This is a genomic window from Arthrobacter sp. PAMC25284 (assembly GCF_019443425.1).
GTDB lineage: Bacteria > Actinomycetota > Actinomycetes > Actinomycetales > Micrococcaceae > Arthrobacter > Arthrobacter oryzae_A.
Genome location: NZ_CP080382.1, coordinates 2,930,792 through 2,954,293, shown reverse-complemented (window position 1 = coordinate 2,954,293; position 23,502 = coordinate 2,930,792). Strand labels below are relative to the sequence as shown.

The following is a 23,502-nucleotide window of genomic DNA, read 5'->3' as shown; positions in this document are numbered from 1 at the left end:
TTTCACTTCCGGCGGACTGTGATGACGGGCGTATCGGCGGCCTGCAAATCCGGGTCAGTCATGCCGAATTTGCTCCCGTTCGTCAGGATAACCGGGGTGGCCATGGACGGTACCTTCGCAGCAAGTTCCGCCAGGTCGCAGCTGATGATTAGGTCTCCGCGGGAGACCCGTTCACCGGCTTGCCGGTGCCCGGTGAATCCTTCGCCCTTGAGTTTGACGGTGTCGATCCCGATGTGGACGAGGAGCTCGGCTCCGGCGTCTGTCCGGATGGCAAAGGCGTGCAGTGTTTTCGCCACCAGGACGAGTTCGCCGTCAGCCGGGCTGCGGAAGGAACCGTCCGTTGGTGCGACGGCAAATCCGTCGCCGACCGACCGTCCGGCGAAGACAGGATCCGGGACTTCGTCGAGGGGAATGATTCTCCCGGAGACCGGGCTGAAGACGGGATCGCCCTTTTTCTTGAATGGGTTCAGCATTGAGGTGCTCCTTCAGTCGTCGAGGCCAAGGCTCTCGTTGATCGCGTTTTTGTACAAGATGGCTTTCCCGCCGTAGACGGCCTGGACGCCGCCCTGGACTTCGAAGACGTCGGTGGCGCCGAGCTTCCGCAGGGCTGCTTTGTCGACTTTGGCCGGGTCTTTCACGGACACCCGCAGTCGGGTGATGCAGGCGTCGACGTCGTCAAGGTTGGCTGCCCCGCCGAGGGCTTCCACGACGCGCGCGGCGGTCTCCTGGATTGTTCCGGCGGCAGCGGGAGCACCTGCCATGGCAGGCACGAGGGCGCCGTCGACAGGCGCCGCGTCGGCGTCGCTGGCGATGGTGTCGTCGAGGTGTCCGGGTGTGCCGATCTTGAAGCGTTTGATGGCGAACCTGAAGGAGAAGTAGTACAGGGCGAACCAGATGGCGCCGACGGGCAGCACGAGCAGCCAGTTGGTCCGTTCATTGCCTTGCAGAACGCCGAAGAGAAGGTAGTCGATGGCTCCGCCGGAGAAGGTGTTGCCGATGCGGATGTTGAGGAGGTCGGCCACGAAGAAGGAGGCGCCGTCCAGGAAGGCATGGAAGACATACAGCAGGGGGGCGACGAACAGGAACATGAATTCGATGGGTTCGGTGATGCCGGTGACGAAGGACGTCAGCGCCACAGAGGCGAACAGGCCGGTGTACTTCGCGCGGCGGCCCTTGGGGACGCAGTGCCACATCGCGAGGCAGGCGGCGGGCAGGCCAAACATCATGGTGGCGAAGCGGCCGGCGAAATAGCGGGTGCCCTCGGTGAACAGGCCGGCATGGCTCGGGTCGGCCAGCTGGGCGAAAAAGATCTTCTGGGCGCCTGCAATGGAGGTGCCGTTGACCAGCTCAGTCCCGCCCAGGGGTGTGAACCAGAACATCGGGTAGATCATGTGGTGCAGGCCGACGGCGCCGCTCAGCCGCAAAAGGAAGCCATAGAAGAAGGTCCCAATGGGGCCCATGCCGGCGATGGCGGTACCGGCAGAAACCATAGCCTGCTGGATGGGCGGCCACGCAAGGAAGAAGAACACGCCGACGATGATTCCGGCGAAGGCCGCGACGATGGGCACGAAGCGGGATCCCCCGAAGAATCCGAGGAAAGCCGGCAATTCGATGTTGCGGTAGCGGTTATGCAGCCAGACCGCGGCCGCGCCGATCACTAGGGCGCCGACGACGCCGGTGTCGATGGGCTGGCTGTCGGGGCTGAAGATGTCCAGCATCGCTGTGATGGTGGCGGTCATAACGAGGTAGCCGACGATTCCCGCCAGGGCAGCAGTGCCCTTATCGCGTTTCGCCAGGCCGATGCACAATCCGATCGAGAGCAGGAGCGCCAGGTTGCTGAAAATCGTGGCGCCGGCGGCGGACATCACGCCGAAGATTCCCTGAAGGACGGTGTCGTCCAACGCCGGGTAGGCCTGGACCGTGTTCGGGTTGGACAGGGCACCGCCGATCCCCAGGAGGAGGCCGGCGGCTGGAAGAATAGCAATCGGCAGCATAAAGGCCTTGCCGATTTTTTGGAGTTGCTTGAACATGGTGACTGCTTTCAGTTCGGACCCGACGGCGTCGTCGGGTTAGAAGGGAGTGCTGATTGCCTAAGCGAGTGCTGTGACGAATTTCGTGGCGATTTCGGCGGGCCGGGTGATCGCGCCGCCAACGACGACGCAGAAGGCGCCAAGATCGAGCATCTGACGGGCCTGCTCGGGGGTGCCGACCTGGCCCTCAGCGATGACAGGAACGGTTGTTTTGACCGACAATTCCTCCACCAGGGTGAAGTTGGGACCCGGGGCGCCTTCGGACTGGGGCGTGTAACCGCTCAGCGTGGTTCCGACGAAGTCGACGCCGGAGGCTGCGGCGGCCAGGCCTTCTTCGAGGGTGGCGATGTCGGCCATGATTGCCAGGTTCGGGTGGGCAGCGCGGATTTGTTCGATGAACGCTGCAGGACTAAGTCCGTCGACGCGTTCCCGGAGCGTGCAATCGACGGCAACTACATCCGCGCCCGCTTCGACGAGCGCGTCCACCTCAGCCATGGTTGCGGTGATGTAGGGCTCAAAAGGCTCGTAGCGCTTTTTGATGAGTCCTATCACCGGCAAATCGACGGCTGCCTTGATCTGGCGGACATCTCGCGTGGAGTTGCAGCGGATCCCGGCTGCACCGGCCTGGGCAGCAGCTTTGGCCATGAGCGGCATAATGCCGCCCTCTTCGGTGAACAGTGGCTCACCGGGCAAGGCTTGGCAGGAGACGATAAGGCCGCCGCGCAGGCGGTCCAACAAAATAGAAATGGTCATGGGGATTATTCCTCGGACGCTGGAAGACGTAGCAACCCGTGTACAACTCCGTACAAGGGCTTCCGTCTCAGGTTTTGCCGAAAGTTACAATCCCGATGACCGCCGCGAAGAATCGCGACGCTTTAAAATGTACATGGCATTCCCGGATCCGTCACCCCCGCGAGGCCCGTCAGGACTGTGAGCGTGACCGACCAGTTTACCGCGTCAGCCCGGACCGTTGGCGTTCGGGGAAGAGATGGGGGGCAGAGATGGTCAAACAAGGCGATTCCGGCGACGCGGACGTGCGCCATTCTCGATGCGGCGCAGCGTTTACTTCGCTGTCCGCCGCGGTGCGATGAGGCTGTCGAGCATTTGTTGTTCGGCAATATTCAGGCGCCGGGCGAGATGTTCTTTTGCCCCTCGAATGTCGCGGGCCAGGATCAGGTCGCTGAACTCCTGATGCTGTGCGAGCCCTTCTGAGGTGGCGCCGCCGTCGGCTTCCAGATGCGTCATTGCCAGGCGGAGCCGGCCCATCAGCGAGGCATGGGCCTCTGAAAGGATGTGGGAGTTAAGGAAGCCCACCGTCCGGGCATGGCATTGTGCATCGGCCTCTACGAACCCGGGGACGTCGCCGTTTTCGACCGCTTCATGCATCTGTGCCACAGCCTGTTTGAGGCTCAACAACGCATCATCGGGGGCTTCGGCGGACGCTTCCACACCGGCAAGTTCCAGGACCCGGCGGGCCTGATAAATTTCGGCGACGTCAGAGGCATCGAGGCTCAGGACTTCCAGAACCCGAGTGGCGGGATTGCGGACGAGGAGCCCTTCCAGGACCAGAGAATTCAATGCCTGACGGACCGTGGCGCGCGAAATGCCCAGTTCGCGCGCCATGGCGTCTTCGGTGATTCTTGATCCAGGCAGTATCTGCCGGCTGAGAATCTGCTCCCGGAGTGCGTCGGTGCTGAGCTCTGCCGTCGTCATGCGTTGGATCTTGTTCATGGGTGGACTCCTAGTGTTGTGGCGGTGCTTTTCTATAACGGGCTGGCGCCGCCATGTCCTGATTCACGATCCTAGGTGAGTGCTTGGGATCCGCGGCTATCGTGTCTACTGCTGTCCGGGCTTCCGGGGGGCCGCCAGTCGAGCGGCGGGGGCATTGTCGAGGAGACGATCCGGCCTGAAATCCGCAAATAGGGGTTCGGTCTCTCCCATGATTTCTGCGGTTACGCTCGCTCCGAGGAATGGCGCCAGGGTGACACCGCTGTGGGTGGCGACCAGGTAGAGCCAGGATGCGGACGCGACCGGGCCGATGATGCTGCGGCCGTCGGCCGGCATGGCGCGTACTCCGACCCGCAGCTCGGTGACGGATGCGTTATCGGTATTTCCCAGCACTTTGCGGAGCCTGCTGAGGAATTCGTCGGCCAGGGATGAGTCCGGGCGCAAGTCGGCTCCGGGCGCTGCCGTCCCGTCAAGGTCCAGGGCCTGGAGCAGGAGACGCCCGCCGCCGTCGGGCCGGATGTTCAGGGAGGGTGTGGTGAGAAGGCGGTCTATCGAGGTGGACAGGGGGTTTGTGACGGCGAGGTAGCCCACAGTAACGTCACCGGGCTCCTGGTACTCCGTCATTACCGGCCCAAATCCGGCGGTTGCAGTGACCGTGTTGGTCCAGCGGCCGGCAGCGCTGACGACCCGGTCGGCGAGGATGGTGGATCCGTCGCTGAGGCCCAGCCGCACGCCACCGGGTGCTTCACGGAAGTTCTCCACCGCCACACCGGACAGGATTTTTACACCTGATTCCCGGGCACGCCGGAGCTGATGGCGGATGTACAGGCTGGGATAGCAGTGGGCTTCCCGGGGAAAGTATGCGACCACCCCGGCGCTGTCGGGTATGAGCAGGTCAGGGACGAGTTCCCGGGCGTAGGACGGGGTGATTTTATCGGCCGGGTACCCGAGTTCGCCGAGGCGTTCCAGACGGCTCTGGAGCTCCACTTCGTGCTCCGGGTCGGTGGCGAACTCGATATGGCCGGTGGGACGCAGCCAGTCGGCACCGGAGGCGGCGAGCCGGTGGTGTGCCTCCAGCCCGGCAAGGTTCAGTTCGTAGTAGCTCTCCGGCTCCTTGTTGTTGGAATTGACCCACGCATAGGAAACCGCGGAGGTGCCTGCGCCGGGCGCCCCCTGGTCGATCAGCGTGACCTGGGCGCCGCGGGCGGCCGCTTCAGCGGCGATCGAAACGCCGATCATTCCGGCACCGATGACGGCTATTTTCATTGTTGGTTCCTTAAAAGTAGTGGGGTCAGAGGACTTTGCTCAGGAACGCCTGGGTGCGTTCTTCTCGGGGGTTGCCCAGCACATCGCCCGGCGTGCCTGCTTCAACGACGACTCCGCCGTCCATGAAGACCACGGTGTCGGCGACTTCCCGGGCGAAACCCATCTCGTGGGTCACGACGATCATCGTCATGCCCGTCGATGCCAGGTCTTTCATGACGTCCAGGACTTCACCGACCAGTTCCGGGTCGAGGGCCGAGGTCGGTTCGTCGAAGAGCATGAGTTTGGGTTCCATGGCCAGGGCTCGGGCAATCGCGATCCGCTGTTGTTGGCCGCCGGAGAGGGATCCTGGGTAGGCGTTGCGCTTGTCGGAGAGACCAACCCGTGCGAGGAGCCGTTCGGCGCGTTCCTGGACGCGTGCTTTGGGTTCTTTTTTGACCCCGATCGGCGCTTCCATGATGTTCTGCAGAACGGTCATGTGGGGGAAGAGGTTGAACTGCTGGAACACCATGCCCACCTCCGAGCGCATCCGGGCAATGTCTTTGGGGCGCAGTTCGTGAAGGGCGCCGGAGTGTTCGCGGTATCCGACGAGGTCGCCGTCGACTGCGATCCGGCCTGCCGTTACCGTGTCCAGGTGATTGATGAGGCGCAGAAAGGTTGATTTGCCTGATCCGGACGGGCCCAGAAGCGTCATCACTTCGCCTCGCCGGACTTCCAGGTTGATGCCTTTCAGGACTTCGTTGTGGCCGAAAGACTTCCAGACGTTGGTGGCGGTGACCATCATTTCGGGTGTGTGGGTCATCAGATTCTCCTGCCGGCGGCCGCGTCATTGGTGCCGCGTCGTTTTTGCAGCTCCAGGATGCGTCGAAGCATCCCCTTGCTTTGGTCCCGAGTGCTTCTGCCGTAGTGGCGTTCGGTGTAGTACTGGCCGACGGTCATCACCGAGGTGACGATGAGATACCAGATGGAGGCCGTGATCAGCAGCGGGATGGTTTGGAAGTTCTCGGCGTAAATCAATTGGGTGGCATAGAGCAGTTCCGGGAAGGACAGCACACTGACGAGGGATGTTGTTTTAAGCATCGAGATCGCATTGTTCGCTGTCGGCGGCACAATTACGCTCATCGCCTGCGGAAGAACGATGCGCCGCAACGCCCGCATGTTCGACATGCCAAGGGCATGGGCGGCCTCCGTCTGTCCTTTACCGACGGAGACGATGCCGGCACGGACGATTTCCGCCATGTAGGCTGCCTCGTTCAGCCCGAGGCCCAGAATCGCCGCAATCACCGGGGTGATCAGCGAGTTGGTGTCCATGGCGAACAACGTGGGCCCGCCCGGTACTCCCAGGCTGAGCAGCGGGTAGAGCGCGGAAATATAGCCCCAGAAAAGCAGCTGGACGAAGATGGGCGTCCCGCGGAAGAACCAGATGTACAGGCCCGCGGCGCCTTGGAGAGCCGGATTGGAGCTCAGTCGCATAACGGCAAGAACGACGCCAAGCACGACGCCCAGGACCATGGCAATGACCGTCAACTGCAGGGTATTCAGCAAACCGTCCAGCACCCGCGGTGACATGAAATACTCGCCGACGACGGGCCAACCGAAGTTGGGGTTGGTCGCCACGGACTGGATGGCCAGCGCAGCAAATATGAGGATCAGGACATACGAGGCCCAGCGCCCTGGCCGTTTAAGCTTGATAACCCGTTCGGGTTCGTGCTGCCGCACCGAGACCGGTTCTGCCTGCCCAGGCAAGAGCGGTTCAGTGTGGGCCTTCACGACCGGGCACCGTTGATTTCGGATTTATCGATCTTGATGGCGTCCAGATTCCACTTGCTCAGCAATGAACCGTACGTGCCGTTCCGGATCAACTCATTGATCGCGGCGTTGACAGCCGCCGTCAGCTTGCTGTCCTTGGGCAGGGCAACGCCGCCGGGGTTCGGGTTTTTCAGCAGCGGACCAACGGCTTCGAACTTTTCCGGGTTCTTCTTTGACACGTCTACCAGTGGAGGCGCGTCGAGCATGACCCCGTCGATGCGGTCGCTCTGCAGGGCCAGCTCCGCCTGGGGTGCGTTCTGGTAGACCTCCGCGGTGGGTGCCGGCTTACTGGCCGACGTGCAGGCGCTCTCCTGGCCGGGGAGGAACGTCGTCTGCTGCAGTGAACCGCGGATGACGCCGATGCGGGCCCCGCAGGTCTGGTCTGCGGCGAGGGCCTTCGGGTTGCCCTTGCCGACCAGCAACAGGGTGCCGTTCCAGTAGTAGGTGGCGAAGTCCACGGTCTTCTCGCGTTCCTTGGTGTCCCCAATGGATGACATCGCCAGATCGACCTTGTTGGCAGCCAGCGACGGAATCAGCGCGTCGAAGGATGTCGGGACAAATTCGACCTTCAGGCCCAGCAGGTCACCGACCGCGGTAGCCAGGTCGGGGTCCAGCCCCACAATGGTCTTCCCGTCCGTATCCATTGATTCAAACGGAGCATACGTAGGGTCGGTGGCGACCCGCATTTTTCCTGCCTGCCGAATGTCATCCGGCACGAGGGCCGCGAGTCTGGCGTCGGTGGCCACGGACGGTGACGCCGCCGGCGCCCCTGATGAGGCACCGCCGCAGCCGGTGAGCGCCAGCGCCAGCCCTCCGATGACGGCGGTGAGGCCGGTGCGACCCACGGATTTCTTTTGCATGCCCATAATTTTCCTCCTAGTATCAGACTGTCTGACAGTCCAAGTGTCATACTTCACATCCTACCCGTCAAGAGGCGGCCCAAATTTTCCGTGCAGAAGGTTCACAAATGAAAAAAGAAATCAAAACCCCTCTCGCTCCTGTGCCCGTCGGCCCCTATTCCCAGGCGGTACGCGTCGGTCCCTTTATGTACCTCGCAGGCCAGGGCGGATTCACAGCCGCCCGTGAACTTGTGGGCGAAGATGTCGGGGCCCAGACAAAACAGGCCTTCACCAACCTGAAAAACGTGCTGGAAGCCGGTGGCGGAACCTTGAAGGACCTCGTCTCGGTCCGTGTTTACCTCAGTGACGACTCGGAATTCGCCGGCATGAACGAGGCCTACGCCCAGTTCTTTGAAGCCCCATTCCCCGTGCGGACCACCGTCTCCGCCGGACTCGGACCCGGCATGAAAGTGGAAATCGACGCTGTGGCCGTCCTTGACGAATGACCGCGCGGACCATGGCGGATCGGAAGATGGCGCCGCGCCCCGCAGGAAGGGTCAGCCGGTTCCAATCTCGACCTAACCCCCGATCATGCTCCCGCAGCCAGTTTCCGCGTTGTCACCCGTAAGCTGCTGCTGCGCGCTGAAGGGCGGCGGAAACGGCTGCTATGGCGGGGCGGGTGCTGGAGGCTTCCCTGGTTGCGAGAAGAATTTGACGGCTTTGCATACCCGAGGCCGTGGGGTAGCGGCGAAGGTTTGGCGAGGCACCAACGAGGGCGAGCCCGGGAAGGACTGCGACGGCCAATCCTGTTTCGACAAACCTCAGATGCACGGCGACATCTTCGGAGGCACAGATGACGTGTGGTTCGAAGCCGGCCTTCCGGCACTGGTTGGTTAGCCAGGTCCGGGAAGCCGAGTCTGCGGATTCGACCGCCCAGCGGGCGTCCGCGAGCTGCGCTATCAGGTCCTGGCCCGGGTCCAGGCCTTCGGTGATGGCCGCGTCCATAACGAGCCATAATGGATCGTCCATGATCGTGGTGACAGCGATCCCGGGCAATGACGGCAGGGGAAGTCCGGGAAATGCCTCGGCGATAACAAGATCGTATTCGGACGAGGCCAGCGAGGGCAGCGTGACCTCGGGTTCCCCTTGTTCGAACTCCACGCTCAGTTGCGGGTGCAGGCGGCGCAGCTCGGTCAGGGCGTCGGGAACTATCGTCAACGCCGCGGACTGGAAGGCTGCGACCTTGACGACGCCTCGGGGCTGGGACATCGACCGGGAAACGTCGGCTTCTGCCCGTTCGAGCAGTTCGAGGATCTGCTCGGCGTGCGCCACCAGGATCAGGCCCTGGGGGGTCAGCTGCAGACGGCGCCCGGACGGCTCAACCAGAGGGACGCCGATTTCCTTTTCCAGCAGCCGGACCTGCTGCGACACCGCTGACGTGCTGTAGGACAAGGCCGCGGCGACGGCAGAGAGGGTCTTGCGGTGGTGCAGCTCCCGCAAGACCCTGAGCCGGACGACGTTCAGCACATCTGTCCCCTCTGCCGCATCGATTCGGTGCGTGATGCGCCGGTCAGGAAAACTCTACGATAATCTCCACCTCGACGGGGGCATCCAGGGGCAGTTCGGCCACTCCCACTGCCGAGCGCGCGTGCTCCCCGCGGGTACCGAACAGCTCGTTCAGCAGCTCGCTGGCACCGTTGACCACCGCCGGCTGGCCATTGAATCCGGCGGCCGAGGCGACGAAACCGGTGACTTTGAGGATTCTTGCGTGGTCCAGGTCGCCGAGGGCGCCCGCGGCGGCCAGCGCGTTCAGAACACAGGTCCTGGCCAGGTCGGCCGCCGTCTCGGCGGAGACGTCGGATCCCACCTTGCCCGCAGCAGCCATAACGCCCTCCCGGAGGGGAAGCTGCCCGGAGGTGTAGACGGTGTTTCCGGTCCGGACGGCGGGTACGTAGGCGGCGACGGCGCCGGGGACTTCAGGGAGTTCCAACCCGAGTTCAGCGAGTCGTCCCCGGAGTGCCTGGTGGGACAGTGAGATGGTCTGGTCAGTCATGATAATCCTTTAAAAAGTGGGGTTAGTGGCAGAAATCGGTGGCCGTGGCGGCAAGGATGTGACTGACCCGCTTCAGCGAGCCGAGGTCGACCCATTCGGTGGCAGCGTGGGCGCCAGCGCCGTCAACTCCGAACAGCAGCCCGGGTATCCCGGCTTCGAGCATGAGGGAAGCATCGGTCCAGAACGCTTCGCCACGGACGGCGGCGGCCTGCCCCATGACCGCCCCCGCAGCGGCCATGACAGCACGGACGATCGGGGCGTCGGCGGGGACCTCGAACGCGTGGCGTTCCAGACCCGCGGCCAGCGTATAGCTGAAGTCGGGGTCGGAGGCGGCGATCGCGTCGAGGATTTCCCGCAGTTCGGCCTCCACCGTTGCTGCGCTTTCCCCGGGCACCGTGCGTCGTTCGAGCGAGACAGTGCAGGCCGCGGGATAACTCGAGAGCTCTTCGCCGCCGCGAATGAGCGACGCGTGGATGCTTCCCGTTCCCAGCACCGCGTGGCCGGGCCCGGTGAGCAGCGAGCGGCTGAGCTCGTCGAGGCCGGTGAGGAATCTCCCGGTCTTGGCGATGGCGTCGATGCCCAGATCGGGGCGGGAGCCGTGCGCGGCAGTGCCGTTGATGGTGACGTCGAACCACACGAAGCCTCGGTGGGCGATCACGATGTCCTCGTGCGTGGGTTCTGAGACGATGGCGGCGTCGGCCGTGAAGTGCCGAAGAACCTCCTCGGTGCCGGCGCTGGCGAATTCCTCGTCCGCGACGAGGGCCACGATGATGTCACCCGCATGCGGCCGTGATGCGGCGGCAGCGGCGGCGGTCATCATCGCGGCGATGCCGGCCTTCATATCGAACGTCCCGCGGCCATACATGCGGTCGTCCTCCAGACGGGGCTCAAGAGGGTCCCCGTCATAGCCGGCGAGCGTGACGGTATCGAGGTGGCCGTTGAACATCAAGCTCTTGCCACCGCCCGTGCCGGCAGCGACGGCCACGATGGAGGGACGCCCAGGCACGGCTTCGAGGCGGGTCACGGTGAAGCCCCGCCTCTGAAGCCAGTCGGCAGTGAAATCAGCAAGGGCTGCTTCTCCAGCTGCCCCGGGAACCAGGTCCGGGTTGACGGAATTGATCCGGACGAGGTCCTGAAGGAGCGCTACCGGATCCTCCAGTACGCCGTGCGTGGCTTTTGGCATTGCGTGTTCGCTGGTTTTCATGGGGAACAGGTCTTTCATCGGAGCGGGTTGGCCGCGAGGCCTTCGGTGCTGACCAGGACGATCACGGAGGTTTCGTTGAGGCCCATCTGCTGTCGCCGTTCCGGGCTGGAGAGGGCGGCCCGGACGCCGGCCAGGGAAGCCGCACCGCAAGGGCCCACATCCTGACCCAAGCTCTGCAGATCCAGGACTGCTTGGCGACAATCCGCCTCGGAGACGCTGACGGCGGCATCGACCCCAGCCAGGAGCGCCGGCCAGCCCAGTTCGGAGGGCGTGCCGCAATTGAGCCCGGACATGATGGACGGAAAGGAGGTATCCACCACTACCGGTTTTCCCGCCTGCAAGGACTGGGCTATGCAGGCGGCGGTATCCGGCTCGGCACTCAGGAGGACCGGGGCGGCATTTCCGGGGGTTCGGTAGTGCTCCACCAGCGCCTGGGCGAGGGAACCAACACCAACGGGGCAGGCGACCAGATCCGGACCGGCCACGTGCAGCTCCCGGAGTGCGTCGTCAATCTCGCCGAACAACGTGCCGTACCCATCAACGATCCATTGTGGGACCTCCATGTATCCCTCCCACGCGGTGTCCTGGATCAGTACGTCGCGGGCTTCGCCGTGGGTGGATTCCGCCGCTAGGGTGACGACGTCGTCGTAGATGTTATCGGTTTCAACCAGGTCTGCCCCTTCGCTCCTGATGCCATTAATGGCGGACGAGCTTAGTCCCGCGGGGACGTAGATCCGTGCGGACAGGCCCAACAGGGCTGCCATCCGGGATATTGCCCGGCCATGGTTGCCATCGGTGGCAGTGACCAGCACCGGCATATCTGTGACCCCCACGTTGGAGCGAATAAAGTCCTTGAGCCGGGGGACAGTCATGCCATCGGGGTCCAGGTTGTAGCGCTGGCACAGGGCCCTGCAAACGGCCCACGATGCCCCAAGGATTTTGAAAGCGGGCAGGCCCAGCCTGTTGGACTCGTCCTTGAGAAATACGCGGCCCACGCCGAGCTCGGCAGCAAGACTCGGAAGTTCGGTCAGCGGGGTGGGAGCATAACCGGCAAGCGTCCGGTGGAAGGACTCCGCGGAGTCCGGGGCTGCGGTTCGCCAACTCCGGGCGGCAGGATTGGCGTACCAGTAGGCGGTGTCTGTGGAAGTCATGTCACCATGTTCCGACACTGGGACCTAAAGAAAAAGCGATGGTTTGCGCTTGGTTATTTTTACTTTTGCTTCAAATAGCATCTCGTTCGCCACTTCTTGAAACGTCCTGTTTTTATGGACCTTACTAGCCACGAAAATCCGCTTTTACTTTCAGCAGATAACCGTCAATATGGAGTCCAGACGTGATCGTCGCCACTCTCCACCAGGAAGCGGCAGCAACGATATTTAGGAGCGTCCCCTGGCCCAGCTCCAGAGGATTTCCGCTCCAGACAAGGCGCACCAAGTTCGGGATGTTTTCCTGAACGCCATCACTTCGAAGGACTAAGCCTGTGACCAGTATGCAGCCGCTAGTTAGCAAAAAACCGGTACTTATGGCTCCAGGGTCAGAACCCGAGACCCTGGAGGCCAAACAAACTCTCCGACGCTCCATCACTGGATCCGCGCTGGGGAACGCCGTTGAATGGTACGACTACGCTGTTTATGGCTACCTCACCATCTACATGGCAACAAACTTCTTTGGTTCAAAGGAGGGCGACGGCGGTGTGGGCGTTACGCTGACGCTGGCCACCCTGGCATTATCCTTCCTCGTCCGGCCGCTGGGCGGAATCATATTGGGTCCGTTGGGGGACAAAGTGGGCCGACAGAAGGTCATGGTTCTCACCGTGATTCTGATGACGCTGGCGTCAGGCTCCGGACCGCCGTCGCGGTTTCTTTGGCTCATTCCTGGAGTTTGGAACCACCGTCGGATTCATTCTCGCGGGAATTCTATGCACCGGCCTCGTGAGCATCGTCGGCGAACAAGGAATGCTTGATGGCTGGTGGCGGCTCCCGTTCCTGGTCACCATCCCCTTGGGCATAATTGCGCTATGGATCCGGACCCGGCTCGACGAGGCCCCCGGTCTTCTCGGAGGCGTCGGCACACAATGAAAGCTCTAAGGCGCCCGTACGCCAGGTACTAAAGCACCATTGGAAGCAGATCCTGGTCCTGTCCGGATTTGTGGTCCTGCTCAACGTGGCCTTCTACATGGTTCTGGGCTACATGCCCACCTACCTCAGCAGCCAGCTCGGACACGACACCACCCAGGGCAACTGGATGCTGGTCGGGATGATGGCGCTGATGCTGCTCGCCATCCCACCCGTGGGCGCCTTGTCGGACCGGGTCGGCCGCAAGCCGCTGCTCCTGTTCGCCGCTACGGGCTACGCGACTCTCTCCGTTCCGGCCGTAATGATGCTGGGACTGCCGAACCAATTGCTCCAATTCCTCGGCCTGGCCGTGCTGGGCCTGCTGCTGGTGATCCTGACCGCAGCGGTATCCTCCACTCTCCCGGCCCTCTTTCCCACCGCCGTGCGCTACAGCGGGTTCGCAATCGGCTACAACTTTTCCACGGCGTTCTTCGCCGGGCCATCCCAGACGGTGGCCAACCAGCTGATCGAAACCACAGGTAACCAACTGATTCCCGGCTGGTACATGGCAATTGCCGGTGTGATCGGTTTCATCAGCATCCTATGCATGCGGGAAACCGCGCAGGCCACACTCCGCGGCGAAGAAGCCCCTGGCGACCCGGCCTCGGTCGGCTTCCCCAAACTCAAGTACGTCGACATGAACCGCATGGATGCCGAAAACCGACGGTCGGCCTACCGTCCGGTGGCTTGAATTTTCAGCTCCCCCAACAACCTGGGCACCAGCGCCAGTCCCAAGGAGTCACGCGTCGTGAATTTCACCAACCAACCGACCGACCGCACAACCAACGCATCCCAGACCGGGCTGAAAGGAACCCGAGGACCGGCCGCTCCGTCGCGGTTTCGACGACGACGAATTTGAGTCCCGGCTGCTCCGGGCGCAACATCTCATGGCTGGGGCAGGACTGGATGCCCTGTTCCTGACCACTGAGCCCGAATTCCGCTACTTCACCGGTTTCCTCACCCAGTTCTGGCAGAGCCCGACTCGGCCATGGTTCCTGGTAGTTCCTCGGGAGGGGGCGCCGATTGCAGTCATCCCTGAAATTGGAGCCCCGCTGCTGGCGACGACATGGATCAAGGACGTCCGCACCTGGGCATCACCCCAGCCTGAGGACGAAGGTGTGTCCTTGCTTGCGGATACCCTGGGCAACATCCCTGGTTCCAGAATTCGGGTCGGCGTTCCTATGGGCCCGGAAACCACCCTGCGCATGCCGCTGAAGGACTACGGTCAGCTCAAGTCCCTCGTGCCCGGTATCGAGTTCGTCGACGCCACCGATGTGATCAGGAATCTGCGGATGATCAAGTCCGAAACCGAAATTGCGAAGATCGCGCACATTTGCCGGATCGCCTCGGACGCCTTCGACCGAGTGCCAGAGATCGTGTCGGCCGGCCAACCGCTTTCAGAAGCATTCCGTGCCTTCAAAATCGAGCTGCTGAACCTGGGCGCCGATGATGTCCCTTACCTCGTCGGCGCCTCGGACCCCGGCGGATACGACAATGTCATTTCCCCACCGGACAACCGTCCCCTCTGCAGCGGGGACGTTCTGATGCTTGACACCGGAGCCGTGTACGACGGGTACTTCTGTGACTTTGACCGGAACTACGCCATCGGTCGCGCCGATGACGATGCCCGGCGCGGCTATGACACCTTGTTCCGCGCCACCGAGGCAGCATTTGACGTGGCGCGCCCCGGGGCGACCAGTGCCGACCTTTTCCGGGCGATGCAAGCCGTCATAACGGACGACCAGTATGACTGCGGCAACGTGGGGCGTTTGGGGCACGGTCTGGGCATGCAGTTGACCGAATGGCCGTCCCACACCGCGGAGGACCACACGATACTGGTACCGGGGATGGTCCTCACACTCGAGCCTGGATTGTGGCTTGGACCGGGACGCAGCATGGTGCACGAAGAAAACCTCGTGATCCGCGAAGGCGGGGCCGAGCTCTTGTCCCGACGGGCTACCGCAGACCTTCCAGAGATCCTCTGAGGCGCCGCCAGGCGTCCGTCCACCCAACGGCATTAGTACAGCCCCTGATGCAGTCCCAGCCGACGGCGTTCGACGTCGTCCCGGATTCCCCTGCCTGCACCCGGTGCTGCTCACTCCAGTCTGGTGCTTCTTCCGCTCCGAATAGGTTTCAGAGACCAGGAGCAAAGGGTGACCATGAGTGTTCAGCAGGAAACCGTCCATGCGGGAGCGGGAGCGGGAGCGGCGGCGTTGCGACGGCAGATTGTTTCGACGGAATTGGGTCCGGTCACAGTACGGATCCAGCCGGGTACCAGCGGCGGGGACCCTTCACCGGGCGTACCGGAGGTCTACCTTCACGGCGCTGCGGGATCCTGGACCACGTTTGAGCCGCTGCTGGCCGGCTTGCCGGTCCATGACAAGGTGCTGATCGACCTGCCGGGTTGGGGCGAATCCACGGCGGGCGCGGAGCTGGAGGATTTCAGCATCGAAGCGACGGGCCGCGCCGTCATCGAAGTGCTGGACGCGCTCGGCTACCGGCAGTGGAAGCTGGTGGGCCACTCGATGGGTGGCTTCCTGGCCTTGCATATGGCCGCGGTATGGCCGGAGCGGGCCGCCGGCGTCGCCGCCATTTCGGCCACCACCTTCGGCGTGTCAGACGCGGCGCGGAAGCCACTGCGCAGACTGTCCAGCTTCCCGGCATTTGTCGGGATGCTCCTGATAATGCGCACCATGGCAGCCCTCGGCCCGGCAGGATCGGCGCTCATCCGCGCCTTCGGTGCCACCCCCGCGATGGCACTGCTGACGTCCCCGTTCTTCGCTGCTCCTGCCGCCGTTTCCCTGCAGGTAATCCGCGGGCTCAGCGATGACGCCCGGCCCGCCAGCTTCGACGCGGCCGCCCGGGCCGCAGCAGACTACGATTTCCGCCAGTGGCTCGACATCCGCTGCCCGGTGCTGGCGATCCGCGGGGACAGCGATGTTTTCACGCCGCCGTCAGACCTGACCCGCTTGGCGGAGGTGGTCCCGCATGCCCGGCTGGTGACCATTCCCCGCTGCGGCCACTTTGCGGCCATCGAGCAGCCGGAGCATGTGCAACGGCTGCTCGATGACCTGCCGTAGTGAGTGACTCCGCGCCCGGCTCAGATCATCGAGCCCAAATCTGATCCGGTGGACGGGTAGGCTGCGGTGGCTGATTTCAGTTGGCGGGTTGTCAGCCCGTGCTTCATGGCCACGCTGATGGTGTTGGCGAGTTCGGCGTAACCGGATCCGAAGAGATGGGCGCCGACGATACGGTTAGTTGCCTTGTCGACCAGAATCTTCGTGGCTCCCGCAGTTTCGCCGATCCTGTAGTTCGAATACCAGCCGCTGGTGTCGTTGTATCGGACATCCACGTCCAGACCGGCGTCCCGGGCCTCATGTTCGAGCATGCCGATCCGGACGAGTTCCGGAATCGTGAACACTGCCGTGGGAATGGCGGCGTAGTCGGGAGCAGTGGAACCGGATTTCAGCATGTTGGACGCGGCCACTTTCGCTTCGAAGACCGCCACCGGCGTCAGTGGCATCCCCGGGGTGTCGGCTGAATCCCCCGCGGCGTAGACGTCGGGGTTGGTCGTGCTCTGCAGATGATCCGCCACGGCAACGCCGCGTTTTCCGTAGGCCACCCGGGCCTTCTCGAGGTCCAGACGCGCCAAGTCCGGCACCCGGCCGGCACCGTGCACAACAAGGTCGGCATCCAGGACAGCCGGCGTGCCGCCCCTGTCCAGGTGGATGCGGTAAACGGCACCGGCCTTTTCGACGCGGGTGATGCTCGTGCGGCTCTGCACCTGGACTCCGGCGCCCGACCCGCGCTCAACCAACAACTCTACGAGGTCGGCGTCGAATGACTTGAGCGGGCGCGCACCCCGGTCGACAATCACCGGGGAACTCCCGGCACGGGCGGCAATATGAGCGAACTCAAACGAGACAAACCCGCCCCCGACAAACACAATGCGGGGCGGAAGGCTCTCAAGATCCAGGAAATCGGTGCTGTCGATCAGGTGTTCCTCGCCCGGGAAGTCCAACGGCCGGGGCGTGGCGCCGGTGGCTATCAGGACCTTGGCGGCTTCATACGTTGTTCCCGAGACCAGCACCTGATTAGGTCCCGTGAAGCTGGCCGTCCCGTGCAGTGTCTGCACTCCCTGGTCCCGCAAACCGTCTTCCATGTTCTGCGGAACGGGATCCGTGAAGCCGTGCTTGTGCTTCATCAGCTCGCTCCAGTTTATCGACAGGTCGCCGGCATCGATCCCCTTCCCACGCATCAGCCGGGCGTCATCGATGATCTCTGCCCCGCGCCGCAGGATTTTCTTGGGGTCGCACCCCCGCAACGCACAGGTGCCGCCGTATGGCAGCGCGTCGACGATCGCAACCCGCCACCCTGCCGCGGCGCATTTCGACGCCGCTGCGCTCCCAGCCATCCCGGCACCAATCACCAAAAGGTCGTAGCTTTCACTCACTGAAAATCCTTTCTTTGAAATACCCGGCAAGTCCGCGCGGGCCTAGGTACGGCCGGTCCATGGCCGATGGCTCAGACGGCCTGTACGGCTGCCCGCAGCTGCTCAAGGCTCGGAGCTCCGTCCGCTCCGTCGGGAGTAAGGTATCTGCGGCATGCCAGCCCGACCGGCGCGGAGGCCTCGGCGAACACATCGGTGCCGTTGATCAGGATGCTGGGCGAGCCATGGAATCCCAGCCGCTCCGCGTCCTCGTCCGTCTCGACCTCCTGCCGGGTGAGAACGATGCCTGGCCGTTCCGCAGCGAGGATCAGGAGGCGCTCGTAGGCAATTTTCCAGTTGGGGCAGCCGTCAAAGTACTGCAGCGTAATGTCCATACTGCCGACCATAGACCTTGCAGCGCAGTATAAGGTCAAGGGCTAAAATGAGGACATGCTCATCGGCGAAGTCCAAACGATCACCGGCATAGACAGCCAAACCATCCGGTTCTACGAACGCCAGGGCCTCCTGCCTGCGCCTCAGCGTGCAGCCAACGGCTACCGTCGCTACGACGACGCCGCCGTCGGCCGTTTGCGTTTCATCCGTGCCGCCCAATCGGCGGGCCTCACGCTGGCCGATATCGCGGGCATCCTCGGTGTCCGTGACGCCGGCGACGCGCCCTGCTCGCATGTCTCGGGCCTCCTTGAGGGGAAACTCGCCGACGTCCGTGCCCGCCAACGCGAGCTCGCCGAACTGGCTGCCGAACTGGAGCAGCTCATCGACACCAGCCACGATCTCAATCCCGCCGACTGCACCGACGCCGACATCTGCCACATCATCGCGACGCCGGATGGGACGAATGGCGGTGGTGGGCCCAGCACGCGCCGCGGCACAGCTGGCTGACCGCGCCGGGAAGCACCGTGCAGGCCGCCCCGATGGCGCACCCTGTCGCAGGATCGGCCATTTCGACCTTCCAGCTGCCGGCAATCTTGTCGACACCGACTGGCATGGCCACGGTGCCGGAGATCCGCACGGTCCCGGTATATCCAACGATCAACCGGTCCTCTAGCGTGAGGGAATGGCACCGCCCACCGAACGGCTGCTCACCCCGGCGTTCGTCGGGCTGAGCATCGCCGAGCTCGCCTATTTCACGGCGTTCGGGGTCGCCATCTACACGCTCCCGCTCTACGTCACCGGCCCGATCGGTTCCGACGAATCCGGCGCGGGCCTGGCCTTCGGATCCTTCGGCGTCGCTGCGTTGATCTGCCGTCCCTATGCAGGCAGGCTCGCCGAAACTCTCGGTCGCCGGCCCCTGCTGATATTCGGCGCACTGACCAGCGGGTTGGGTATGTTGCTGATGCCGATGGTGGACTCGCTCGCGCTGATCATCGTTCTGCGCCTGCTGCAGGGGGTGGCCGAGGCCGCGTTCTTCGTGGCGGGCTTCGCCATGCTCGCCGATATTGCCCCTCCCGGCCGGATGGGCGAAGCACTCAGCTACATCTCGCTGGGGCTATACCTCGGCATCGCGGTGGGGCCGGTTCTCGCCGAGACGCTGATCGGCGTCGGCGCCTTTGCCAAGGCCTGGAATGGTGCCGCCGTCCTCACAGTCCTGGCCGCCACCATCTCGGCATTCCTGCCGGAGAAGGCACGAACCCCCAGTACAGAAGGCCCGGCTGCGCTCATCCACCGGCCGGCCCTTCCCCTCTCCTTGGGTTTTTTCGCGTCCCTGGCGGCGGTGAGCGGCGTCCTCGCATTCGCGTCCCTGTACTCCGAGCAGATCCAACTCAGCAACACCAGCCTGGCACTGTTCCTCTACGGAGCGGTGGTCGTGCTGTGTCGTATCGTCTTCGCGAAGGTACCGGACCGGCTGCCCGCGTTGCCACTGGCCACGGGATCGTTGGTAGCCATTGGACTGGGTCTGGGGCTAATGGCAGTTGCCCCCAGCCCACTGGGCTTCCTGGCAGGCGTGGTGCTCAGCGCCGTCGGGGTCTCCTTCTCGACGCCGGCATTCTTTGCCGCGATCTTTGCGACCGCCCGCCCGTCGGAACGGGGTGCGGCCGCCGGGACGGCCAGCGCCTTTATGGACCTGGGCCTGGGGTTCGGCCCGGCGGCGCTGGGGCTGGTCGCCGGCGCGGCAGGAATTCCGTGGGCCTTCGGGGTCGGCGGCACGATTGCGTTCCTCGGCGCAGCATGGACCCTGCACCTGGCCCGCAGTGCGCGTGTTGTCCCGCCAACCCCGACGCCACTCAATTAGAGTCCAGCAGCTCAGCACACTTGCGCCCCTCGCGCCCGCGCCCCTGCGCCCAGGCCCCCCCCGCAACGCAGGGCCCCCGCGCCGATTTGATGTCTCCCTGCACACACGACGTTGCCGCGGTATCTATCAAGCTGTTTGTGACAGCTGGTTGGTTTCTTTGTAGTTGATGCCGGCGTGGCCGGGGGCGCCGGGCGCTGTCGGTTTGCGGCGGTACCTGTGGGGGTTGCGTGCGTGGCAGGCGTCCAGTGTTGCCTGCCGTTGCCTGCGGGCCTGTTCGACGAGCCCGTGGTGGACGGTGTCCGGCGTGTAGTAGTTCAGGCCGCTGTGGCGGTGGTTGGCGTTGTAGTCCGCCAGGAACGCGGCCATGTGGGCCCGGGCGTGCTGGAGATCCTGGAACCGTGGGGGGAAGTCGAGGTCATATTTGACCGTCTTGAACAGGGATTCCGAGTAGGGGTTGTCGTTGGAAACCCGCGGGCGGGAGTAGGAGAGTTCGATGCCCAGAGACCGGGCGAGGTCCAAGGTCGTGCCGGCGCGCATCGGGCCCCCGTTATCGGCATGCAGCACCGCGGGGCGCTGCCGGTTTCCCGCGACCGCGTCCCTGATGAGAGCGGCCGCCAGGGCCGCTGTTTCTCCGTGTTCGACCCGGTGCCCAACGACCTTGCGGGAGTAGACGTCGATGATTGTGTAGAGCTTGTACGTGTGTTTGCCGGAGCCGTGGAGCATGGTGATGTCCCAGCTCCAGAGCTGGTTCGGGGCCGTCGCGACCAGGACCGGCTTGACCCGTCCCGGGCCCGTGCCGCCGCGTAGTGCGCGGCGGTCCCCGTTCTGCCCGTGCGCGGCGACGATCCGGTGGGCTGCCGCAATCGAGAAGGAGCAGTACCCGGCGTCGAGCATCCGATAATAGGCCTGGGTGACCGAGAGATTCCCGTAGTCCTCGGAGTTGAGCAGCTCCATGAACTCCTCAGCCTCGGCCGTGGTGATCCGGTTCGGGTAAGCCCGGTCACGGCGCGGCACGGTGACCCCTGCCGGGACAGGAGGACTCAGATGCCGGTACCAGGTGGTGCGGTGGAGGCCCAGCAGGGCGCAGGTCTTCACCGCTGACCAGCCCGCCGTGATCAGATTGCCGGCGAAGGTCAGGGCGATGTCTTTCCAGACTTTGGCACCAACCACTCCGGCCGGCCCGGCTCCGGTTCTTCCAGCACCGGATCGGTCGCCGCCGCGCTCTTGGCCATGGCGTCCAAGAGCGCGGAAGCTTTTCCCAGAATGTCCACCGCCGCCTCGGCCCGGGCCAGCTTGGCCTTGAGGATCTCGTTCTCCTTCAACACCCGCTTAAGCTGCTGTTTGTCGCCTGCGTTCAACCGCTGGTCCTCGTTCCCTTGCTTGATGCTGGACCTCAGCTCCCCGGCCTCGCGTTGCTGGACCCAGAGCCGGACGGTGTTATCGCCGATACCCACAGCCCGGCAGAACGCGATCCGGGACCCACGCTCCAGGCACTTCTCGTACTCATCCAGAATCGCGTGCTTTTGCTCGAGAGTGAAGTGGCTCCTCCCGGAGCGACGGACAGGGACAACAAAATCCATGACGGACCTTTCCCCGCCCCCGTGATCAGGCCGAGCCGACAGAGAACCTGTCACACAACAGCCTGACACACAGGGGCCGCGCATCGAACCGGCAGGGAACCATCGAATGGCGCCCGGGGCGTCCCCGCGGGGCGAGCGGTGCGAGCGGCCCGGGCCACGCAGGGTCCGTCAGCAGGGTCCGTCAGCAGGGTTTGTCAGTATGCTTACTAGACGCTGACCCTTGGTGCTGAACAGAAACGAGATTGACCATGAGCAGGCCCGTGCGCATCGAGGTTGAAGTCGCAGGCCACGTGGGCCATGTCTTTACATCCCGACGGCCAGCCGGTGCCGCCGCGGCAGGGGCCCGCCGTCGTACTCATCCACGGGATCGGCGCCTCGCACCGCTACCTTCGCCGGCTCCACGGGCTGCTGGCTGGATTTGTCGACACCTATTCGATCGATTTGCCCGGCTTCGGCGCCACCCCCAGGCCGCGGCAAACGCTCACTGTGGCCGATCAGGCAACTTACATCCTCGGCGCCCTGGAGCAGCTTGGCGTTCTGGAGTTCGTGGTCGCGGGGCATTCGATGGGCACACAGTTCGCGGTCGAAGCCGCGCTGCAGCAGCCGCTTCGGATACCCCACGTAGTGCTGATGGGTCCTGTGATCAACGACCAGCGGGACACGGTAGCGCAGCAGTCGCTGGCGCTCAGCCGCGACTTCATGTTTTTCGAGAGCCCGTCCTCCAACGCGCTTGTCTTCACCGACTATCTCCGTTGCGGACCGGGCTGGTACCTCAAAAACCTGCGGGTCATGATGGACTACCGCATCGAGGAGAAGATCGGCGGCGTCACGGCACCTGTCCTCGTGGTGCGCGGCTCGAACGACCCCGTGGCACCGGCGGACTGGTGCCGCCGGCTCACCGCCCGGGCAACCACCGCGCAGTTCCGCGAAATCGAAGGAACCGGGCACGTAGTCCAGCACACCCGCGCCGCTGAGGTGGCCGAATCCATCCTCGCGTTCGCCGGCATTGCGGCTGCCCGACGTGAAGCGCCCGAAGGGTTCAGCACGTGAGCACCGTGTTCCAGATTGCCGACTGGTGGGCCCGGGATTATGCGTATGCCATCGGCCGGCAGTTGCGCAGCGCGGCATCCCGGGTCAGTCCCGACGAGTTCCTCGGCGGCACCGGCCGGCCCGTCGTCGTGATCCCCGGCATTTACGAGGACTGGCGCTTTATGCTGCCGCTGATCCGGGAGCTGCACGCGGCCGGGCATCCCGTGCACGTCGTGACCGTGCTTCAACGCAACAGGCTTAAGGTCCCGAACGCGGCAGCCCTCATTGCCGGCCACCTCCGCGACAAGGATCTCAGGGACGTGATGATCGTGGCGCACAGCAAGGGCGGGCTGATCGGCAAGTACGCGATGATGTCGCTCGATCCGGAACGGCGTATCAGCCGGATGGTGGCCGTGTGCGCCCCGTTCTCGGGCTCACGGTACGCGCACTACATGGTGTTGCCGAGCCTGCGGGCCTTGTCGCCGCGCAACGCCGTCACCGTGCAGCTGGCCCGCGAACAAAGCGTCAACGAACGCATCACCTCCGTCTATGGACTCTTCGATCCGCACATCCCGGAGGGCAGTGTGCTTCCCGGAGCGCGGAACGTCCAGCTGGACACCGGCGGCCACTTCCGGATACTCGCCCACAAGGACACCATCCATGCCGTCCTGACCGAAGCAGAGGCGCCGGCCCCAGCCGGAAACTGATGCCGGCGCAGTGACGCCGGAGCGTCCAGTCGCCCGCGCATTGCGCCGGCAACCCTCACGGCTGCCGTCGGGTTCGATCGAAGCGCAAAGTCAGGGCACACAAAAGCGGCGGCCGGTCCCCTGTGGGACCGGCCGCCGCCAAGCACATCGCATTAAACGTCAGGCCCTGGCCTTCCGCTTCACCCAGGCCCCAACCAGCCGTGGCGAGGAACAGCACCAGGCCGATTACTGCCAACCAAAGCAGGCCCTTGACGACGAAGCCAAGGATCGAAAGAACAAGCCAAATGATCAGTAGTGCGATTATTAATCCCATACCGGTAGCTTATTCCACGCCAGTGATTCTGATGTCCGCCCCGGGGCGGCCTGGCGCGGAAGTCCCCGTTTCCGATCGGCTGTTCCGGCGGCGAGGAAGTTTGGGGCTGGTCACGCGCTCAGCTGAACCTGCCACCGTCGCACGGGCGCCGGC

The 23,502-nt window shown here is 64.0% G+C and carries 26 protein-coding genes and 1 pseudogene; 10 read left to right on the top strand and 17 right to left on the bottom strand.

Annotated features, from left to right (window positions below; translation table 11 throughout):
- Positions 1 to 2: 2 nt before the first annotated feature.
- From KY499_RS13635 to KY499_RS13600, 8 genes are all read right to left on the bottom strand, one after another.
- Positions 3 to 473, bottom strand: a complete 471-nt coding sequence (locus KY499_RS13635; protein WP_123256556.1) for a PTS glucose transporter subunit IIA — start codon at positions 471 to 473, stop codon at positions 3 to 5.
- A 12-nt stretch (positions 474 to 485) separates the two neighbouring features.
- Entirely contained in the window at positions 486 to 2,030 is a 1,545-nt protein-coding gene (locus KY499_RS13630; protein ID WP_219885598.1) for a PTS transporter subunit EIIC, read from the bottom strand.
- 60 nt (positions 2,031 to 2,090) lie between these two features.
- On the bottom strand, positions 2,091 to 2,783 hold the full coding sequence (locus tag KY499_RS13625; RefSeq protein WP_123256554.1) for an N-acetylmannosamine-6-phosphate 2-epimerase: 693 nt from the start codon (positions 2,781 to 2,783) through the stop codon (positions 2,091 to 2,093).
- A gap of 309 nt (positions 2,784 to 3,092) precedes the next feature.
- On the bottom strand, positions 3,093 to 3,761 hold the full coding sequence (locus KY499_RS13620; RefSeq protein WP_123256553.1) for a GntR family transcriptional regulator: 669 nt from the start codon (positions 3,759 to 3,761) through the stop codon (positions 3,093 to 3,095).
- Positions 3,762 to 3,866: 105 nt separating this feature from the next.
- Positions 3,867 to 5,024 (bottom strand): FAD-binding oxidoreductase, encoded by a 1,158-nt coding sequence (locus KY499_RS13615; protein WP_219885597.1) that lies wholly within the window; start codon positions 5,022 to 5,024, stop codon positions 3,867 to 3,869.
- 25 nt (positions 5,025 to 5,049) lie between these two features.
- Positions 5,050 to 5,823 carry an amino acid ABC transporter ATP-binding protein gene (locus KY499_RS13610; RefSeq protein ID WP_123256551.1) on the bottom strand — a complete coding sequence of 258 codons (774 nt, stop codon included), beginning with the start codon at positions 5,821 to 5,823 and terminating at the stop codon, positions 5,050 to 5,052.
- Positions 5,823 to 6,791, bottom strand: a complete 969-nt coding sequence (locus KY499_RS13605; protein ID WP_258190783.1) for an amino acid ABC transporter permease — start codon at positions 6,789 to 6,791, stop codon at positions 5,823 to 5,825. Before KY499_RS13605 ends, KY499_RS13610 begins: the two co-directional genes overlap by 1 nt.
- A complete protein-coding gene (locus tag KY499_RS13600; RefSeq protein ID WP_219885596.1) occupies positions 6,788 to 7,690 on the bottom strand; it encodes an ABC transporter substrate-binding protein in 903 nt (300 codons plus the stop codon). The genes KY499_RS13605 and KY499_RS13600 overlap by 4 nt, the downstream gene beginning before the upstream one ends.
- 107 nt (positions 7,691 to 7,797) lie before the next feature.
- On the opposite strand from KY499_RS13600, the gene KY499_RS13595 reads away from it, so the two are divergent.
- Positions 7,798 to 8,175 (top strand): RidA family protein, encoded by a 378-nt coding sequence (locus tag KY499_RS13595; protein WP_123256549.1) that lies wholly within the window; start codon positions 7,798 to 7,800, stop codon positions 8,173 to 8,175.
- A 112-nt stretch (positions 8,176 to 8,287) separates the two neighbouring features.
- On the opposite strand, the gene KY499_RS13590 is transcribed toward KY499_RS13595, so the two are convergent.
- The 4 genes from KY499_RS13590 to KY499_RS13575 are packed head-to-tail and all read right to left on the bottom strand — an operon-like array spanning position 8,288 to position 12,077.
- Positions 8,288 to 9,196 carry a LysR substrate-binding domain-containing protein gene (locus tag KY499_RS13590; protein WP_219885595.1) on the bottom strand — a complete coding sequence of 303 codons (909 nt, stop codon included), beginning with the start codon at positions 9,194 to 9,196 and terminating at the stop codon, positions 8,288 to 8,290.
- A 43-nt stretch (positions 9,197 to 9,239) separates the two neighbouring features.
- The gene (locus KY499_RS13585; protein ID WP_123256547.1) at positions 9,240 to 9,722 is read right to left on the bottom strand and encodes a RidA family protein; all 483 of its coding nucleotides are present in this window, start codon (positions 9,720 to 9,722) and stop codon (positions 9,240 to 9,242) included.
- 22 nt (positions 9,723 to 9,744) lie between these two features.
- The gene (locus KY499_RS13580) at positions 9,745 to 10,944 is read right to left on the bottom strand and encodes an ArgE/DapE family deacylase (protein WP_258190782.1); all 1,200 of its coding nucleotides are present in this window, start codon (positions 10,942 to 10,944) and stop codon (positions 9,745 to 9,747) included.
- On the bottom strand, positions 10,941 to 12,077 hold the full coding sequence (locus KY499_RS13575; RefSeq protein WP_219885594.1) for a diaminopropionate ammonia-lyase: 1,137 nt from the start codon (positions 12,075 to 12,077) through the stop codon (positions 10,941 to 10,943). The genes KY499_RS13580 and KY499_RS13575 overlap by 4 nt, the downstream gene beginning before the upstream one ends.
- A 338-nt stretch (positions 12,078 to 12,415) precedes the next feature.
- Here KY499_RS13575 and KY499_RS18325 point away from each other — a divergent pair, with 338 nt between their 5' ends.
- From KY499_RS18325 to KY499_RS13560, 5 genes are all read left to right on the top strand, one after another.
- On the top strand, positions 12,416 to 12,889 hold the full coding sequence (locus tag KY499_RS18325) for an MFS transporter (RefSeq protein ID WP_308813107.1): 474 nt from the start codon (positions 12,416 to 12,418) through the stop codon (positions 12,887 to 12,889).
- Positions 12,801 to 13,004 (top strand): hypothetical protein, encoded by a 204-nt coding sequence (locus KY499_RS18320; RefSeq protein ID WP_258191104.1) that lies wholly within the window; start codon positions 12,801 to 12,803, stop codon positions 13,002 to 13,004. The genes KY499_RS18325 and KY499_RS18320 overlap by 89 nt, the downstream gene beginning before the upstream one ends.
- Positions 12,937 to 13,731 (top strand): MFS transporter, encoded by a 795-nt coding sequence (locus KY499_RS18315; RefSeq protein WP_258190781.1) that lies wholly within the window; start codon positions 12,937 to 12,939, stop codon positions 13,729 to 13,731. The genes KY499_RS18320 and KY499_RS18315 overlap by 68 nt, the downstream gene beginning before the upstream one ends.
- Positions 13,732 to 13,927: 196 nt before the next feature.
- Positions 13,928 to 15,025 carry a Xaa-Pro peptidase family protein gene (locus KY499_RS13565; protein ID WP_219885593.1) on the top strand — a complete coding sequence of 366 codons (1,098 nt, stop codon included), beginning with the start codon at positions 13,928 to 13,930 and terminating at the stop codon, positions 15,023 to 15,025.
- 174 nt (positions 15,026 to 15,199) lie between these two features.
- Complete coding sequence (locus tag KY499_RS13560; RefSeq protein ID WP_219887020.1) at positions 15,200 to 16,120, top strand: alpha/beta fold hydrolase; 921 nt, start codon at positions 15,200 to 15,202, stop codon at positions 16,118 to 16,120.
- Between the two features lie 20 nt (positions 16,121 to 16,140).
- Here the strand turns inward: KY499_RS13560 and KY499_RS13555 are convergent, their stop codons facing one another.
- Entirely contained in the window at positions 16,141 to 17,493 is a 1,353-nt protein-coding gene (locus KY499_RS13555) for an NAD(P)/FAD-dependent oxidoreductase (protein ID WP_219885592.1), read from the bottom strand.
- Positions 17,494 to 17,564: 71 nt separating this feature from the next.
- Positions 17,565 to 17,864 carry a thioredoxin family protein gene (locus KY499_RS13550; RefSeq protein WP_123256567.1) on the bottom strand — a complete coding sequence of 100 codons (300 nt, stop codon included), beginning with the start codon at positions 17,862 to 17,864 and terminating at the stop codon, positions 17,565 to 17,567.
- 55 nt (positions 17,865 to 17,919) lie between these two features.
- On the opposite strand from KY499_RS13550, the gene KY499_RS13545 reads away from it, so the two are divergent.
- Together KY499_RS13545 and KY499_RS13540 are read left to right on the top strand one after the other, a co-directional pair.
- Positions 17,920 to 18,369: a heavy metal-responsive transcriptional regulator gene (locus KY499_RS13545; protein ID WP_219885591.1), complete on the top strand. Its 450-nt coding sequence runs from the start codon at positions 17,920 to 17,922 to the stop codon at positions 18,367 to 18,369.
- Positions 18,370 to 18,544: 175 nt separating this feature from the next.
- Positions 18,545 to 19,720, top strand: a complete 1,176-nt coding sequence (locus KY499_RS13540) for an MFS transporter (RefSeq protein WP_219885590.1) — start codon at positions 18,545 to 18,547, stop codon at positions 19,718 to 19,720.
- A gap of 126 nt (positions 19,721 to 19,846) precedes the next feature.
- On the opposite strand, the gene KY499_RS13535 is transcribed toward KY499_RS13540, so the two are convergent.
- Together KY499_RS13535 and KY499_RS13530 are read right to left on the bottom strand one after the other, a co-directional pair.
- A complete protein-coding gene (locus KY499_RS13535; protein WP_123253733.1) occupies positions 19,847 to 20,890 on the bottom strand; it encodes an IS3 family transposase in 1,044 nt (347 codons plus the stop codon).
- The gene (locus KY499_RS13530) at positions 20,854 to 21,300 is read right to left on the bottom strand and encodes a transposase (protein WP_123253734.1); all 447 of its coding nucleotides are present in this window, start codon (positions 21,298 to 21,300) and stop codon (positions 20,854 to 20,856) included. Before KY499_RS13530 ends, KY499_RS13535 begins: the two co-directional genes overlap by 37 nt.
- 297 nt (positions 21,301 to 21,597) lie before the next feature.
- Here KY499_RS13530 and KY499_RS13525 point away from each other — a divergent pair, with 297 nt between their 5' ends.
- Both KY499_RS13525 and KY499_RS13520 read left to right on the top strand, forming a co-directional pair.
- Positions 21,598 to 22,350, top strand: coding sequence for an alpha/beta fold hydrolase (locus tag KY499_RS13525; protein ID WP_219885589.1), 753 nt, complete (start codon positions 21,598 to 21,600; stop codon positions 22,348 to 22,350).
- On the top strand, positions 22,347 to 23,036 hold the full coding sequence (locus KY499_RS13520) for a triacylglycerol lipase (protein WP_219885588.1): 690 nt from the start codon (positions 22,347 to 22,349) through the stop codon (positions 23,034 to 23,036). The genes KY499_RS13525 and KY499_RS13520 overlap by 4 nt, the downstream gene beginning before the upstream one ends.
- Before the next feature lie 159 nt (positions 23,037 to 23,195).
- Here KY499_RS13520 and KY499_RS13515 read toward each other — a convergent pair.
- Positions 23,196 to 23,349 (bottom strand): annotated as a pseudogene (locus tag KY499_RS13515) (LPXTG cell wall anchor domain-containing protein).
- Between the last annotated feature and the right edge of the window lie 153 nt (positions 23,350 to 23,502).

Excerpts from the sequence above, each read along its gene's own strand:
- KY499_RS13635 (WP_123256556.1), bottom strand. The coding sequence starts at position 473 with ATGCTGAACCCATTCAAGAAAAAGGGCGATCCCGTCTTCAGCCCGGTC.
- KY499_RS13630 (WP_219885598.1), bottom strand. The coding sequence starts at position 2,030 with ATGTTCAAGCAACTCCAAAAAATCGGCAAGGCCTTTATGCTGCCGATT.
- KY499_RS13625 (WP_123256554.1), bottom strand. The coding sequence starts at position 2,783 with ATGACCATTTCTATTTTGTTGGACCGCCTGCGCGGCGGCCTTATCGTC.
- KY499_RS13620 (WP_123256553.1), bottom strand. The coding sequence starts at position 3,761 with ATGAACAAGATCCAACGCATGACGACGGCAGAGCTCAGCACCGACGCA.
- KY499_RS13615 (WP_219885597.1), bottom strand. The coding sequence starts at position 5,024 with ATGAAAATAGCCGTCATCGGTGCCGGAATGATCGGCGTTTCGATCGCC.
- KY499_RS13610 (WP_123256551.1), bottom strand. The coding sequence starts at position 5,823 with ATGACCCACACACCCGAAATGATGGTCACCGCCACCAACGTCTGGAAG.
- KY499_RS13600 (WP_219885596.1), bottom strand. The coding sequence starts at position 7,690 with ATGCAAAAGAAATCCGTGGGTCGCACCGGCCTCACCGCCGTCATCGGA.
- KY499_RS13595 (WP_123256549.1), top strand. The coding sequence starts at position 7,798 with ATGAAAAAAGAAATCAAAACCCCTCTCGCTCCTGTGCCCGTCGGCCCC.
- KY499_RS13585 (WP_123256547.1), bottom strand. The coding sequence starts at position 9,722 with ATGACTGACCAGACCATCTCACTGTCCCACCAGGCACTCCGGGGACGA.
- KY499_RS13580 (WP_258190782.1), bottom strand. The coding sequence starts at position 10,944 with ATGAAAGACCTGTTCCCCATGAAAACCAGCGAACACGCAATGCCAAAA.
- KY499_RS13575 (WP_219885594.1), bottom strand. The coding sequence starts at position 12,077 with ATGACTTCCACAGACACCGCCTACTGGTACGCCAATCCTGCCGCCCGG.
- KY499_RS18325 (WP_308813107.1), top strand. The coding sequence starts at position 12,416 with ATGCAGCCGCTAGTTAGCAAAAAACCGGTACTTATGGCTCCAGGGTCA.
- KY499_RS13565 (WP_219885593.1), top strand. The coding sequence starts at position 13,928 with ATGGCTGGGGCAGGACTGGATGCCCTGTTCCTGACCACTGAGCCCGAA.
- KY499_RS13560 (WP_219887020.1), top strand. The coding sequence starts at position 15,200 with ATGAGTGTTCAGCAGGAAACCGTCCATGCGGGAGCGGGAGCGGGAGCG.
- KY499_RS13550 (WP_123256567.1), bottom strand. The coding sequence starts at position 17,864 with ATGGACATTACGCTGCAGTACTTTGACGGCTGCCCCAACTGGAAAATT.
- KY499_RS13545 (WP_219885591.1), top strand. The coding sequence starts at position 17,920 with ATGCTCATCGGCGAAGTCCAAACGATCACCGGCATAGACAGCCAAACC.
- KY499_RS13540 (WP_219885590.1), top strand. The coding sequence starts at position 18,545 with ATGGCACCGCCCACCGAACGGCTGCTCACCCCGGCGTTCGTCGGGCTG.
- KY499_RS13530 (WP_123253734.1), bottom strand. The coding sequence starts at position 21,300 with ATGGATTTTGTTGTCCCTGTCCGTCGCTCCGGGAGGAGCCACTTCACT.
- KY499_RS13525 (WP_219885589.1), top strand. The coding sequence starts at position 21,598 with ATGTCTTTACATCCCGACGGCCAGCCGGTGCCGCCGCGGCAGGGGCCC.